This window comes from Carboxylicivirga caseinilyticus (assembly GCF_050589785.1).
Classification (GTDB): domain Bacteria; phylum Bacteroidota; class Bacteroidia; order Bacteroidales; family Marinilabiliaceae; genus Carboxylicivirga; species Carboxylicivirga caseinilyticus.
In genome coordinates this window covers 1-15,769 of the sequence record NZ_JBNGOX010000042.1, presented here as the reverse complement: position 1 = coordinate 15,769, position 15,769 = coordinate 1, and the positions used below count along the sequence as shown (strand labels likewise).

The 15,769-nt window shown below is 35.9% G+C and carries 11 protein-coding genes; all 11 read right to left on the bottom strand.

The window, feature by feature from the left end; translation table 11 throughout:
• Positions 1 to 17: 17 nt before the first annotated feature.
• Entirely contained in the window at positions 18 to 1,502 is a 1,485-nt protein-coding gene (locus ACRD62_RS17945; protein ID WP_430821489.1) for a glycoside hydrolase family 32 protein, read from the bottom strand.
• 264 nt (positions 1,503 to 1,766) lie between these two features.
• The gene (locus tag ACRD62_RS17940) at positions 1,767 to 2,462 is read right to left on the bottom strand and encodes a T9SS type A sorting domain-containing protein (protein ID WP_430821488.1); all 696 of its coding nucleotides are present in this window, start codon (positions 2,460 to 2,462) and stop codon (positions 1,767 to 1,769) included.
• Positions 2,463 to 2,521: 59 nt separating this feature from the next.
• Positions 2,522 to 4,108, bottom strand: a complete 1,587-nt coding sequence (locus ACRD62_RS17935) for a glycoside hydrolase domain-containing protein (RefSeq protein ID WP_430821487.1) — start codon at positions 4,106 to 4,108, stop codon at positions 2,522 to 2,524.
• A gap of 95 nt (positions 4,109 to 4,203) precedes the next feature.
• Positions 4,204 to 5,310, bottom strand: a complete 1,107-nt coding sequence (locus tag ACRD62_RS17930; RefSeq protein ID WP_430821486.1) for a DUF5018 domain-containing protein — start codon at positions 5,308 to 5,310, stop codon at positions 4,204 to 4,206.
• A gap of 14 nt (positions 5,311 to 5,324) precedes the next feature.
• Entirely contained in the window at positions 5,325 to 7,001 is a 1,677-nt protein-coding gene (locus tag ACRD62_RS17925; protein ID WP_430821485.1) for a RagB/SusD family nutrient uptake outer membrane protein, read from the bottom strand.
• A gap of 26 nt (positions 7,002 to 7,027) precedes the next feature.
• Complete coding sequence (locus tag ACRD62_RS17920) at positions 7,028 to 10,153, bottom strand: SusC/RagA family TonB-linked outer membrane protein (protein ID WP_430821484.1); 3,126 nt, start codon at positions 10,151 to 10,153, stop codon at positions 7,028 to 7,030.
• A 19-nt stretch (positions 10,154 to 10,172) separates the two neighbouring features.
• Positions 10,173 to 11,051 carry a carbohydrate kinase family protein gene (locus tag ACRD62_RS17915; RefSeq protein ID WP_430821483.1) on the bottom strand — a complete coding sequence of 293 codons (879 nt, stop codon included), beginning with the start codon at positions 11,049 to 11,051 and terminating at the stop codon, positions 10,173 to 10,175.
• Positions 11,052 to 11,130: 79 nt separating this feature from the next.
• On the bottom strand, positions 11,131 to 12,471 hold the full coding sequence (locus ACRD62_RS17910) for a sugar porter family MFS transporter (RefSeq protein ID WP_430821482.1): 1,341 nt from the start codon (positions 12,469 to 12,471) through the stop codon (positions 11,131 to 11,133).
• 207 nt (positions 12,472 to 12,678) lie between these two features.
• Complete coding sequence (locus tag ACRD62_RS17905; RefSeq protein WP_430821481.1) at positions 12,679 to 12,843, bottom strand: recombinase family protein; 165 nt, start codon at positions 12,841 to 12,843, stop codon at positions 12,679 to 12,681.
• 352 nt (positions 12,844 to 13,195) lie between these two features.
• The gene (locus ACRD62_RS17900; protein WP_430821480.1) at positions 13,196 to 14,173 is read right to left on the bottom strand and encodes a DUF6371 domain-containing protein; all 978 of its coding nucleotides are present in this window, start codon (positions 14,171 to 14,173) and stop codon (positions 13,196 to 13,198) included.
• A 261-nt stretch (positions 14,174 to 14,434) separates the two neighbouring features.
• Positions 14,435 to 15,769 (bottom strand): DUF3987 domain-containing protein (locus ACRD62_RS17895; RefSeq protein WP_430821479.1); only part of this gene is annotated, 1,335 nt, incomplete at its 5' end.

The window sequence follows — 15,769 nt, the reverse complement described above, 5'->3', positions numbered from 1 at the left end:
ACTATTTATTTCATTTTTTATTTTGCCCTAATACTTTTAATATTATAAAATTCTGCCTCCAGAATTTTAACACTTCCAAGACTTGAAAACAATGACAACTGGTTAAATGGTTCTTGAGGGAAAACAGTATTCGTCATTACAAATTTACCATCATCTACAAAAAGTTCAATTGAAGCAGCATCGATAATAATTTTCATTTTAACCTGATTCTGTATGTCATAATCACCTGTTACAAGACTCAGGTAATGAGAGTTTGAAAAGGCTTTGTAAACATTGGTACGATCCATAAAGAATTTCTTTGACAACATATTATATCCCAACTTCAATACTTCTTCCTTGTCATTTCTAAGCAGTATTCCATATGCTGTAGTATGACCATTTTGAGATGCTTCTTGCGGCTCGAAGACAAAGTTTAATTCACAGCTTTTCAAATCCAACTCTTTTATATCAATAGGAACTTCACCTGACAATAAGGTTTCGCTATCCTTTTGATGTTGTTCTTTAAGTACTTCAAATTCCTTAATCGGATTGGAGACAATAATAATATCATCCTTCTCTTGTACTAGTTTTAACTCTCTTGGTAAGGTCATTGCACTTCTCCAACTTTCTGTAGGAACTTCCTGTGCGTATTGCCAGTTACTCATCCACCCTATAAGTAATCTTCTTCCATCTTCTTCGGGGATGTCAGACCAGGTCACTCCTGCATAATTATCCATTCCCCAATCTAACCATTTAGTAGTGTCAACATCCGAGTGAAATGATTTACCATCAAAATCGCCAATAAAATATTGAGTAGCAGATCCTCCATTAGGCCCTCCGGGATTGATACTCACTAACATTACCCATTTTTTAATAGTACTTCCTTCAACTTCCAATGGAAATAAGTCAGGACATTCCCAAACACCTCCATGAGCCCCTCTATCTACTCCAAATTCACTCTCAAAAGACCATTCTTTAAGGTTACTTGAAGAATATATCTGTACACGATTTTGCACAGCTAAAATCATTACCCATTTATTTGTTTCATTATACCAAAATACCTTTGGGTCTCGAAAATCCCTAATACCTGGATTTGGCAGAACAGGATTCTTTTCATATTTACTCCATGTTCTTCCTTTATCCAAACTGAAGGCTAAGGCCTGACTTTGATAATCGTTTCTTCCAGCTTTTTCCCCTTCAATATTGTGATATGTGTAAATAGCAACCAAAGGTGGATTTTCCCTTGTACCAAGACCACTAGTATTTTTCCAATCAACAACAGCACTACCAGAAAAGATATAGCCTAGACTATCAGGATACAGGGCAATAGGTAAGTGATTCCAATGAATTAGGTCGGTACTTACGGCATGGCCCCAGTGCATAGGACCCCAAACCGTACTTTGTGGATGATATTGATAAAACAAGTGATATTCCCCTTCGTAATACACCATCCCATTAGGATCATTCATCCAATTAGCCTGAGGCGTGAAATGAAATTGAGGCCGAAACTTTTCCTTTCTCATAGTCTCATCTGAAGTTTCAGAGTTCTTACAACTAATTTGTAAAAAAACAATTAAGAAGACGACTATTATATATGCTATTTTATTTCTCTTTATCATTCTATTGCATTTTTATCTTTCACTTAAACTAAAACACTATCTGTATAACCTGAATTCAAAAAAATGATTTGAATTCAGGTTATTAAATAGATTTAAAGGAATCAGTATCAAAACCTAAAACTTCCGTAACTAAAAGCTTTCAGAGCAAATATTACACTTCTATAAAATCTAGTGTATCATTATTTTTTTAATGATATTACCCTTATCAGTTTCAACTTTAATAATATATAATCCACTACATAAGGATTGAGGGTCATCCATACTTTGTTCACTTCCAATACTCTCAATTGTCTCAAAGACTTTCAGGTTACCTTGAATATCATAGATACTCACAGTCACACCTCCTGACTCCAATCCTCTTATTATTAATACATTTGACGGATTAACAAAAATCTCAGCATTATCTATCTCCATAGATTTAGCACTTGTTGGTGTACAACTAATACATTCGCAAGATTCCCAGCTAATAGTTGGCAATACTATATCTTCTGTAACTTCGAACCAATGCACGTTTGTTTGGGTACCTTCCCATGGATTTGTAAAACAAGATCCTGTTCCTGCTCCTTCTTCTCCATTAGCTTCATTACGAAATTCGCAATTCCATCCTACTACACCTCCAGTAACTTCAAACCGGTAATCAATCCAGCCTTCTTTTTGAACTGTTGTTGACCAAATATTTGTTCCAGGTTCATTTGTTAACGTTAGTGCTCCATTCCATCCATTGATGCCTCCTCCAATTACTACGGCATCATAATCAGAACCAGAATAAGATGTCATATCTATTGAAATGGTAACATTATAAGGTTGTGCATTGACAACAAGACTTAAAACAATAAAGACAAGAGTAAATATTAGATTTTTCATTTTTCTTTACTTAAAAAATTAAACATAGATATTGATATTAGCTAGCTACTTTTTTATACTTATAACTTATCTCCTATTTTGTATACAGAGAGATTTGAAACGTCGATTATTCCATCATCTACAAAAATGGTCCATGGATTCTTATCCATTTTGTAAATACGGTTGGTAAAGGCAACATTATCATTAACATAAACCACACAAATTGACTTTTCAATAACAATCTTTATATCGAAAACCTTATCATCCGGAACAATAAGGGGAGTAAAATTTAATTCTGCTGTATATGAACCTGTTGAATAATTTGACTCTTTATTCATAAACAGACTTGGCATTGACCACCTGTTGGAAGAAGTCAGATCAAAAGCAACAGAATATACTTCGGACATATCATCACATGCACCAAAAGAAAATCCAAAACCAGTAGATTGTGATGCATCAATGGTTAATTCAATCTTTACAGGGACTGTATTCCTATTAAATAATGCATATGATCTCTCATTCTGATAGTTGAGAACATAGGAACCCTCATCTCCCGTTACATCACCCTGAGACTTTAACATTGAATATTGAGTCGGCGTGTTAAATTTATAATCCACAGCTTCAGGAATCATTGGATATAACTTTCCACTAGGTTGTTGAACCAGTTTATGGGTAATTAAACTTCCGGCCCAATCCAATTCGTTATTACCATTTACTTCCTGACCTGTTGAACACCATCCCGAGATATATCGATCAGTACCATTAGAAGCTGTTTTTCCGGCATAGAAATACAATCCGTCTATAGTTTCATGGTGACCGCTTGCATCTTCACAACGTAACCATGGTCCATCAGGACTATCCGATACCCTGTAAAATGTCTTTCTGTGTTCATCCCTGTTAATTCTGGAAAATAACAGGTACCATTTATCACCCATTTTAAAAATATCCGGGCATTCCAGAATTTCAGCATCCGAATTGAAATCCGTTAAAGGAGAAATTAAATCCCAATTTTCAAGGTCTGATGATGAATATCGAACCAATACTCCTTTTCCATCCTTTATGGAAGTTACCAACATAACATAGGCCGATCTGGTTGGATCGTAATACACACATGGATCTCGAAAATTATTTTTATCATATCCATCAGGGGCTTCAAATGTAAATGAAGGAACTTTTGTAAATGTCTTCATGTCATTTGAAGTAGCCAGCATTATCTTCTCTGCAGGATATAAGCTCCCATTGTGGCCGGTATAAAAACCATATAACTTACCAGCAGCATTTTTTATAAAGCTTCCTGTTCCCAAATAAGCTTCCTGTGAATCGGCTGTTTCTGTAGGTATTGCTTCTGTAAAACCTGTAAAAGTGCTATAATCACTTGTTGTTGTACAATATATTGGATGTTCTGTAGGTGAACCATTTCTCCAATCTTGTAAATAAAACAAATAATACTTACTATCATCCGAATTATAATAAGGCATCGGATCTCCAACATACCCGATTTGAGGTTTGTAAAAGGTTGAATAACCACCGCTTTCAACAACTGACCTGCATGTTGTTGTCGTGTCTACAACTACCGGAATCTCCTCTATATCATCATTCTCGTTTTTAGAACAACTTGTGTTTAAGAATAGAATGAGCTGCATTAATAATAGTGGTAGAATCTTCATATACTCTATAATTTTGTTTGATTAGCGGACGGGAAATCCCATCCGCATATTTCAATTACTAACCTTAATTAGATTATTTTTAAGAATTAAGATCATTACTCTATTGGATGTGCTTTTACCTCATCCCAATACATGGTTTGTGTTTCAAAACCTGTCTCAGGAGTATGTGGCATAACAAGAATATTATTAATCACAGCAGTACGACTCTCTGGAATTACAAAGGTTAGCTCTTGCCATTCGCCCACGTGATCAGCAGAATAGTCAGCATGCAACCAATCCTTATTAAGTTCACCTGCTTCCTGGATTTCGAGCTGTACATCTCCAGCTACATCTTTCAATACCATAACTGTTATACTTCCATAAATGGCTGGATCAACATTTACCTGATTCGCATTCCATAACACACCACTTGTCCATGGTCTTCCTCCATCATCATTACCTGTATTTGTGCGAAGAAGCGATACGCAAGTCGATGTTGAATTAATACCATCTGTTACTGGATTTACTGTTCCATTATTAACAGAACTAGCAATAGATTCCCATGTTGGAGAAACGTCCTCTCCATTGTAAAGCACAAGAATTGGCGTAGGTTCATCTCCCACAATGACAGTAACTTCATAATTAAACACAGAACCAAGATAATCCAATGAATAAGTTACCGGGGTAGTAAAATCAACTGATGTACCTGCTTCCGGTGTAATAGTTGCACCCTCTGTATATTCTACTATTGGAATTAAAGAAGTAACATCAGTGCCATCAGGCAAATAGATTACAATGGTTTTATTTGACTCATCGATTTTACCTTCAACCGATCCTATTTTAAAACTCAAAATCCTAGCCCTGGCAACATCAACATTTACAGTATATTTTTGATATAAATCTGAATTGGTAACTGTATAAGTTACATCAATTAAATTTCCGTTTGCATCCGCAAAATCAACAGTCTCACCACTAATAGGTGTCACTTCTGCTCCATTGGCAATAGTTACTTCCGGTGATAATCTCGTAAGATCAGAACCCGAAGGAAGAATTACTGAAATAGTTGAGTTCTCTTCATGTATTGTACCCTCTACTCCATTCACAACAAATGAATGAATACTTGTATCTCCTGTAAAATCAAGACTATCTTTGGAATCCTCTTCGCAAGAAAATAAAGCTACTGATAACAGGATAATGATAAATTTATAAATGTTGATTTTCATAATAATCTCCGTAATTAAAATCCATAATTTTGCTTATAACTTCCTTTACTATAATTAATTTGCTGAATAGGTACAGGCACATACTCATTCTTATTTTTCTCAAATTCTGCTCCCTGATAGTAAGTATGGTCAGTAGCTTCGCCCAAATAATAAGCATTCATTACTTCATCAGCGATACCCCAACGAACCAGGTCAAAGAATCTGCTGCCTTCCATGGCCAGTTCAAGACGACGCTCCCACCTCAAAGCTTGGCGGGCAAAGTCCTCAGTCCATACACAATTCACTCCGTCCTGATAAGTTTGAATGTCAAGATTAGTAGCAAAACTGATTTGTGAGGTACTCACTTTTGCTCTTGTTCTCACCTGGTTTATTAAAGGTAGTGCAGCGGCATAATCTCCCATTTCAATCAATGCTTCAGCTCTCATTAATAACACATCTGCATAACGAATGATTATACTATTTTTGGAATTGGCATACCAAGGGCCTGTTTTAATATAATATTCACTTGCAGGATCAACATTCTCTTTTAATGAGGAATAATAACCATACATATTAGGATTACGAGATTGGTTTTCTTCGTAATTTATATCAGTATATTTATATGGCTTTCCGGCAATAGCAACGGTATGAAAAAGTCTTGGATCAACTTTATCTGTACTCTCACTATAGTTTACATCATTGAAAGTGTCAAACATTGGTAAACCATTTTGTGTTTTAAAGGCGTTTACCAAATTCTGACTTGGTTTATTAAAATCACCTCCTGGGGTTGGGGTAGTAAGAGCATTCCCCATATTCAATCTACCGAAAGTTGTGCCATCATCTTGTGAGTATTGTATGGCAAATAATGATTCCTGCCCATTTTCATAGTTTCCAGGTAGAAAATTATAAGCAAAATCATTCTCCAGCTTATAGGGTGATGTTATCACAAATCCGGTTAAATCAATAACTTTTTGTAAATCATCCTGATCAATGGAGACCACATTATGCATTTCATCCTGCCTGTAGGCTTTATAAAGATATACTTTAGCCAGGTAGGCTGCTGCTGCATATTTATTTGCTCTTCCAACTTCCTCTTGTATTTCAGGTAAGTGTTCATAAGCATATTCGAAATCGTCAGCTATCTTCTGCCACAACTCATCATTTGTAAGGGCTACATTCGAAAGGTTGGAGATATCTTCTGCCGACATTGTTTCATCAACAAAAGGTACCATTTTGAATATGATTTTCTGGATAAAATGCATGTGCGCACGCAGAAAACGCATTTCAGCAGTTCTTATTTCTTTATTTGGCATTTCTTCTACACTTATTTTTGCCAATAAATTAAGTGCAAAATTAGCTCTGGAGATTGCCACATAGTTTCGGTACCAAAATACATCGGTATACCAGGTCTCGTTACCAACCGCAGGTGAGGATATTTCAAGAAAATGCAAAAAATCACCATCATTTTGATCATTACCGCCTTTATATGCATCATCGGCTCTAACATTTCCATAGTTCCAAAGACTCAAAGGACGGTTAATTTCATCGTTTCCGATTGCAGCGTAGGCAGAAATGACTTGATTTTCTATTTGCTTAACCCCGGTAAGGTTATCTTCTGTCAATGTTCCATATGAAGGTACATCCAAAAAATCCTCACAGGAAATAAGATGAACAGAAATTAGTATAAGGAACAACAATTTATATGTTTTCATGATTTCCATTTTTTTAGATTAAGTGCTTAAAAGGATACATTCATCCCAACTGTAAATGAGGTTGAAATAGGATAGGCCAAATGAGGATTCTCAGGATCTAAACCAGTAAAATCTTTACTTTTTATTGTTAAAAGATTTTGACCACTTACGTACAAACGGGCCTTACCCATCCTTAGCTTTGTCAACAGCACATCCGGAAGAGAATAACCTAATTGCAACATCCTTAATTTCAGGTATGATCCTGACTCTACATAATATGAGGATGTTCGTTTTTCGTTATTTAAATCACTATAGGATAAAGCCGGAATATCAGAACCTTTATTTGTGGGACTCCAGGCATTCAATACTCGTGTTCCCTTATTAGAACCTAATTCATCAACAGCCCAAAAATCTGTAAATCGCTTCACTGAATTATAGACGTCATTTCCATATACCCCTTGAATGAAAGCAGTAAAATCAAATCCTTTATAACCCAACCCAATATTCAAACCATATTCAAAATCAGGATGGGGATTTCCAATCCATGTTCTATCATTTTCATCAATAACATCATCATCATTTAGATTAGCATACCTGATTCGTCCCAAACCTTTACCTGTTTGACTCACATAATTATCGACCTCATCTTGGGATTGAAATAAACCGTCTGCCACATATCCATAATATGAATTGATTGGTTTTCCGAGGATATTATCTGTTGTGCCGTTACCCCCATAACTATTAACAACACTTTCCGGTAATTTAGTAATCTTATTTCGGTTTCCTGAAATATTGGCAGTAATATCATAAGACAATCCATAAGACGTCTTGCTTCTGTAACCAAGTGAAAATTCAACTCCTTTATTTTCCATCGAAGCACCATTCAACCAATGATCGCCTCCTTCTCCAATAGCTCCCAGATAAGGTGGTTTTACTAGAATATCTTCAGTATCTTTTAAATAAAATTCAATACTACCTGTCAAATTCTGATTAAAGAAACCAAAATCAACACCAATATTTGTTTGAGTGGTTGTTTCCCATTTTATTTCATCATTGGCACGCTGTACCAGCTGATAACCCGAAGGTAACAAACCTGAATTATCTCCATTGATATCATAAGCTGTTCCTGTATTTATTCCAGCTCCAGTTTCACCAATATAGTTGGCAATGATCAAAGTTCGGTTTGCATAATTATCTATCTCCTGATTACCAGTCTGGCCCCAACCTACTCTCAGTTTCAGATTTGACAACACTCCCTTTGTTCCTTCCATGAAACTTTCCTGATCAATACGCCATCCGGCTGAATAGGCAGGAAAAGTTGCATACCTATTCTCTTTACCAAACCTAGAAGAACCGTCGCGCCTTAGCGTAACCGATGCCAAATATTTATCTGCATAGACATAGTCAACCTTGCCAAAAAATGAATTAAGCTTATACCCTGTTGCTCCGCCTGTTGAATACATTTCTCCAACTCCCGCCGACGGCCACATATAATCAGGATCTTCAACTTCGTATGTTCGTCTTTCGGTTGAAAAATTAATATCAGAATGGTCGATCATTTCTGTTCCCAAAAGCAAACTAAATTTGTTTTTATCAATCTGAAAATCGTAATTCATGGTGTTGGTCCAGTTCCACTTTAACGAATGGCTCTGAATTATTTTCGAGGAAGTGAGATCTGACCCCAACCTGCCACCAAAACTATAGGTAAGAACGCGTTGATAATAGTTTGAATAATCAACACCAAAATTACTTTTTATATGCAGATTTTTAATGGGTTGTATGTCAATAAATGTATTACCAAATATTCGCCAATAATTGTATGGATTATCCTTATTGGCATCCAATATACGAGCCGGATTATCTCGATCACGCATTCCTGAAGTAACACTCCCCCAGTCCCCATCAACGGTTTTTAGTGGCATTACCGGCAAGGACAATATAGCCAAGTCAAGTACACCGCCAGGAGCCTGCAATTCTGATGTATTATTAATTGTCAAGTTTTCACCAACACTAATGATATCACCTAAAATTTTCCTTGAAGAATTTACACGTGCTGAGTAACGCTTAAACCACGATTCTTTTACCGTACCCGAATTGTCGTAATAACCCAACGAGAAAAATGTATTGGATTTATCTGTTCCGTTACTAATTGATAAATTATAGGATTGTGCAAAACCCGGACGGGTAATGGCATTAAACCAATCTGTATCTGAAGATAACATTGTATTTGTTCCATCCCTTGCATCAATATACTTAGGAAGTTTCATTCCATTCAGAATCGGATTACCATCATTACCATATTCATAATCATACAAATATCCTATTTGATTGGTGTTTGGATCTACTCCGCTATTGATCATAGCCTGCCACTGTGCTTGCCCAAATTCCCTGGAGTTCATCATATCAATGACTTCTCCATATTGCGAGAAGGTATGGAAGGTATCAAAATTCACTTTTGGCTTCCCATCCTTTCCTTGTTTAGTGGTTATAATAATCACTCCGTTTCCGGCTCTTGAACCATAAATACTAGCTGCCGAGGCATCTCTTAGTACCTGAATACTCTGAATATCTGACGGATTTAACTCATGCATACCTCCTTTTGTCGGTACACCGTCAATCACATAAAGGGGATCATTATTATTTAATGTTCCTATCCCCCTGATACGAACGGTTGAAGCTCCACTAGGATTTCCATCAGCAATGACATTGACACCTGGTATTCTTCCTTGTAATGCTTTTATAGGATTATTCTCTCCCTGCTTCATAATTTCATCAACCTCAACAACAGAAACAGCACCTGTTAAATCAGCCTTTCGCTGACTTTGATACCCAACTACAATTAACTGATCAAGATCTATTGATTCATTTTGAAGTGTTACATTAATTATTGATTGTCCATTTACAGGGGTTTCATAAGTTTTCATCCCAATAAATTTAAATACCAAAACAGCATCATTAGGAACCATTAGATTGTAAGCTCCATTAATATCAGTTATTGTTCCATTTGTTGTTCCTTTCTGGATGATATTTACACCAGTCAACGGTTCTCCTTTATTATCAGTAACCTTTCCATTTGCATTTAGTTGTTGTGCAAATGTTTCAATTGAAAACAATGATAAAAACAGTATCAGTACCGATCCTGTAATAAATTTCCAATTCATTGATTTTTTCATAGCTTGATAGTTTGCTTTTTTACACTAATAAACTTTTAATTTCATCCAGATGATATTCTGGATTTGCACCTTCTTTGGTAGCTACATAAGCTCCTGTTGCAGAAGCAAAATCCAAAGCTTTTTTTGCATCTTCATCTTGTAAATAGGAAGATAAAAAACCTGCCAAAAAAGCATCACCTGCACCAACCGAATCAACCGTTTTCACCTTGTAACCTTTGTGTATTAGAAACGCTCCATTATTTAATAAAACTGAGCCTTCCTGACCTTTAGTCATACAAATAAGATTGATACCAAATTGTCTCTCCATCCAACTCATTAACAGCTCTTCATCCTGGCCTGCCAAATTATTCCATTGACCTAAGCACCTCATTTCATCATCGTTTAGCTTAACAAATCCGGCCTTTGCTATCAAAGGTTCAACAACTTCCTGAATATCATATGGAGGGCGAAGATTCACATCAATTATTTTGAACTGAACACGATCAATGCATTGATAAACAGTATCACGTGTTATTGGATTACGCGATGCCAGGGTACCGTATACTATAGCATCTGCCTCATCCGCTGCCTTCTTTAATTCAGAAGTGAATTCAATGGCATCCCAGGCCACTGGTTCACAGATTGTATAAGAAGCTTGATCTTTATTGTCAATATTGACTAATACTTCGCTAGTAGGTAGTTTTTCATCCACCTGAATTAAATCGGTTGATAATCCTGACTTATGGAGAAAATCCATCAGTTTACGCCCTTGCTCATCATTTCCTACCCGACTAGCTATCTTAACATCAAGTCCAATATTTTTTAGGTGCAAAGCAACATTCATTGGTGCTCCTCCAGGTTTCGGACCAGATGGCAGCTTATCCCAAAGCACTTCACCTATGCATAATATTTTTTTCATACTGATTTGTTAGTTGATCTCTTTTAATAACTCAAACTCCAAGGAGCAATTCATCTGCTATAATAATTTGAAATGATTATCAATTGCGCGCTAGTTCCATTTCAATTTGTTCTAATGACTTACCTTTTGTTTCAGGGATGTATTTAAAAATAAATAAGAAGGCTAATAAACTGAACACTCCAAATAACCCGAATGTGATAGATCCCCCCAGATTATTAAGCATCCATGGGAAAAATTGTACGGTTAAAAAGGTACACACCCAACTTATTGCAGTTGAAAACGACATAGCCAGTCCTCTAATACGATTTGGATAAATCTCAGAGGTTACCACCCACATAACCGGAGCTAAGGAGGCAGCAAAAAAACCGATATATCCCAACAAGGAGATCAAGATACCAATGCTATTCGAAGCTCCTGAAACAAAAGCATAAACCATATAAGCCAAAGATATAGTCATCCCCATTGTTCCCCATAACAATAGGATTTTGCGACCTTTTTTGTCCACTAACCATAAAGCAACAATTGTAAATATAAAATTAACTACACCCACTAATATCGATTGTAACAAGGCCATATCTTCTCCAACTCCTGCCTGACTAAAAATAGTTGGTGCAAAACTAATCACCGCATTAATACCTGTAATTTGCTGAAATACGGCAAGAAGAGTGCCCAACAGAACGACTTTAGCAGCTTTTCCTTTGAATAGCTCCTTAAACCTTACCCTAGAACTATTCACTGAGCTAATGATGTTTTGCCTAATTGTGTCTAATTCTTGTTCCCCGTACAATTCTCCCCCAATATTATTTAATACAGATCGAGCCTCTTCATATTTGCCTTCCTTTGCCAACCATCTTGGACTTTCAGGAAAAGAAACCAGTAAAAGGATTAAAAAAAGAATTCCAAACACAAACGGTATGGCCATCATATATCTCCAACCATCTTCAACATCAACAAATCCATAATCAATCACATAGGCTAATAAAATACCAATTACAATTGCAAATTGGTTATTGGCAACCAAAGTTCCCCGTTTATTAGCCGGCGCAATCTCTGAAATATAAGTAGGAGCTAAAACTGATACAGCACCAACTCCTAAGCCAGCGATAAATCGACTTCCAATAAAGAGTATTATAGATTCTGAAAGAGCACATCCTATAGATGAAACAATAAATAAGAAAGCTGCAATAATCATCATTGATCGTCTTCCATATTTATCACTTAAGGAACCAATCATTAAGGCCCCAAACAAACAACCAATCATTATTGAACTAACAGCTGCTCCCAAACTAAAGTCACTTAAAGAAAAGTATTCACGAATAAAAGGAACCGCACCTGATATTCCTGCCATATTTAATCCGAATATTAATCCGCTCAGCACTGCTATAAATGTGATCCAGTATAAATATTTATTTGCTTTCATTATAATATTAAATTAATTCGTCACGAGTTTTATTTGTAATGGATTATAAAAATCTCTTAACAAATGTATATCCATGCACACAGCAGGCCTTGCAATTATGTTACAATAACTATAAATATAAGTACATCTTATCCAATGTTTACAGTATTTACAACACATGTTACATGATTTATACCTATGTAACATTATTGAATTGAAGAACAGTATTTAAATATTTCTAATAAAATTTAAGGAGTAGAACATTAGCTCTCTTTCAAACTCCGCAAAGCTTGCATAAATATTAAAGGTTAATCGACCCTGTGCTGTAGTCGTGTCAATACTATCATTTAAACTGATAAACTCAACACCCATTTCCTTATAACCTGAAACCATTTAAATGAGGTGCTTTAGAGATCTTCCAAGGCGATCCAATTCCATGCTACAACAATGTCCTCTTCATGGGTATGCTCCATCAATTTTTCCAATTCCGGTTGTTCTTTTACTGCACTTTTAGTTTCCTTAAAAATTTTGATATTACCTATTTTATTCAATGCTTCAAATTCTGATCTTTAGTAGATACCCTTGCATAACCAATTTTCATATCTGTCTCTTTTAAGGTTAAACCATGAGATACATTAATAAAACCAGTTTTTGAGGCTGTCAAAGCCGGCTTGGGATGTTGAAGGGGGATTTGTCTTAGCAAAGGGTAGCTAATTGATCCTTTGAATTATCCAAATACTTCGATTTAAAAAGACATAATTAAATCAAATTTCTCTATCAATAGATTTAAATATTTGTTCCTCTTTTTGAATCTATCAATGACAGCTTCCGGGCTTGTCTTATACTGATCCTTTTTGATGGATATAACTAAATCTGCAATATCATCGCCTTCATTTATATCTGTATTCTCCAGAACAGAATTTACATGAATATTAAAGCAAGTGCTTTCTGCTATCTTACTCCATTTCTCAAATGCCTTTCCTTTGTCAGGAAATAAAGTGACTTGATAACCACTGAGTGCATTAAGCTTTTGTACATTCAGCATTTCAATGGAGCCTACAGCAATCCAATTATATTGTGGATAATACAACGCTCCGAAAATGGCATTCTTTTCACCTTCTGCAATGGCCACTGGCGTTGTTTTATTGGTAAGTAGATGTGCACCAAAAAATACTTGTTTTAGATTGAAGTACTTTTGATTAGTAATATGATGCACCCAATTTATATATCCATTACGTTTTAATGTATGAACATCATATTGCATTACTTTACCTGTTCGTATTTGTCCTAATCGATTGACTTGCCAGAAAATAGTTTTGTTTCCTTTGGCAGTACCAACGTAATACCTCTGTAATACCTCCCAAACCATACGTTCCGGAAAATATTTACTCAATCCTATTGCAAAGTTGTTTTGGTGATAATTGGCAAGAGAGGCTAGCATTAACTTTGGGTTAATACATGAAGGTGGTTTTACAATTGTTTTTGATTTAGGCGTCAATGTATAATAATCATCCGGTTCGTATCCGTTTTTCTCAAAGTACATCTTAGGGGTAAAATGGTAACCACATTTTTCTACCCTGTTACACCTTCCGGTATTATCAGATAAATACTTTCTGGTACGATTATCGATATACCTGGTAAAAGTCCTTTGATGACACCCTGGACAATGATACCTGGTTGATCGTCCTTTATATTTTTCTAAAGAATAACGAATTTCTGACATAAAAGAGACTTTTCTTGTTTTAGTGGAGTTTGTGGAGTTGTGGAGGATCGTTGTTTTTCAAGCACTTACTACTCCACAGTACTCCACTCACTCCACAGTTTTATCAATTTTAAGGTGACAATGAATCATTTCTCCGGATTCCGTACTCCACACAAACTCCACACAAACTCCACACGTAATTCACTGTTAATCAATCAAACTCCACAACTCCACAAACTCCACAGAATACCCTACTTTTTCCTTCCCACGTTGCTCTTATAACTAGTTGAAAACATCGGTCTCATACAGGCCCTTCTGAACCTTATGGGCCAACTTTGTATTACTAAGCAATTGGTATGCATATGACTCTTTGGCTATATTCAGTTTAATAGCCATATCCATAAACTCTTTATTGGTAAATTCCCGTTTGCCAATCTTCTTTAAAACCTGAAACACCTTGCCTTCCTTTGAATTATCTTCGTAAACATTTAAAACCATATTATTTAGCTTTAATGCATTAGCAAAGAAATAATCCTTTAGCATTATGGCTTTCTTCATTGAATCATGACTTACTTGCTTTATTGGTCTCTCTTCAAAAAAGCAGGTAGACACTTCCAAAACCAAGGCAAATCGTAATATATATCGATCCAATTTTGACAATATGCCGGATATGGTGGCATCTTTATTAGAGGGCTTTACGTGCTTGTTTACTTCTTCAATAAATAAGTCCTCTGCCTTTTCTGATAATAGTAACTCTTGTGTACTTGCATTCTCATATACTTTATCCATCAATTCTTTCATCCTTGAATGAAATTTTTCAACCAGATAATCATCCGGATTCTTTCTCCTTATATATTTCTTTTCCATTTTTAAAGGAATGGCGAACAGAATACGTTCAAAAAAACCGTCCTTTATATCCTTGGCCTTAAAGGATGCAATCACATCATCCTGAATACTTCCGATAATAGAAACACAGGGCATACTTAACGAAGAGCTTTCTGCTTCTTTACGATCCAGAGAAATTGGAGCCCCATCCCAAATGGATAAAAACTGACTTTGTTTTGAGGTTCCACTATAACCAATCAGATTCAATATAAAGCTCTTAAACTCATCAGGCATTAAGATTAATCCATTGGGGTTTTGTTTGTGCATATTTATCAAGGCCTCAAATGTCGGGTCGGTAGAATACAGCTTTTTCTTGGTCGGTTTCTTTTCACCCAAATCCGGATCATAGTTGGCTATGGCTGCTTCATATTCCTGGTCGTATTGCTTTTGTAAATTCTTAATGGCTTTAAAGGCTGTTTTTAAAGGAGCACTTTTATTTTGTCCTGACTTGCCGACCAATACTACCCACATAGATGGATTTTCTATCCACTCAATATGTTTGCGCAAATGATACGAATTACCAATGATACTGGCTAAAGCTGTAAAAATGCTTACAGCTGTATAATCGATATTATAATTTCCATTGTCGTACAATTCAATAATGGTATCCTGGATAAACTTCGGAAATATACTCAGAGGAAATTCAGATTCCTCAGCTGTTTTCAATCTTAAGTTGGCTTCTTGAAGAGACATCTTACCAAACGTAAGATGCGACCTCCCCAGTTCTGTTTT

Bases quoted from the DNA above. Each gene is read 5' to 3' on its own strand.
- ACRD62_RS17945 (WP_430821489.1), bottom strand. From the start codon at position 1,502: ATGAGAAAGGAAAAGTTTCGGCCTCAATTTCATTTCACGCCTCAGGCT.
- ACRD62_RS17940 (WP_430821488.1), bottom strand. From the start codon at position 2,462: ATGAAAAATCTAATATTTACTCTTGTCTTTATTGTTTTAAGTCTTGTT.
- ACRD62_RS17935 (WP_430821487.1), bottom strand. From the start codon at position 4,108: ATGAAGATTCTACCACTATTATTAATGCAGCTCATTCTATTCTTAAAC.
- ACRD62_RS17930 (WP_430821486.1), bottom strand. From the start codon at position 5,310: ATGAAAATCAACATTTATAAATTTATCATTATCCTGTTATCAGTAGCT.
- ACRD62_RS17925 (WP_430821485.1), bottom strand. From the start codon at position 7,001: ATGAAAACATATAAATTGTTGTTCCTTATACTAATTTCTGTTCATCTT.
- ACRD62_RS17920 (WP_430821484.1), bottom strand. From the start codon at position 10,153: ATGAAAAAATCAATGAATTGGAAATTTATTACAGGATCGGTACTGATA.
- ACRD62_RS17915 (WP_430821483.1), bottom strand. From the start codon at position 11,051: ATGAAAAAAATATTATGCATAGGTGAAGTGCTTTGGGATAAGCTGCCA.
- ACRD62_RS17910 (WP_430821482.1), bottom strand. From the start codon at position 12,471: ATGAAAGCAAATAAATATTTATACTGGATCACATTTATAGCAGTGCTG.
- ACRD62_RS17905 (WP_430821481.1), bottom strand. From the start codon at position 12,843: ATGGTTTCAGGTTATAAGGAAATGGGTGTTGAGTTTATCAGTTTAAAT.
- ACRD62_RS17900 (WP_430821480.1), bottom strand. From the start codon at position 14,173: ATGTCAGAAATTCGTTATTCTTTAGAAAAATATAAAGGACGATCAACC.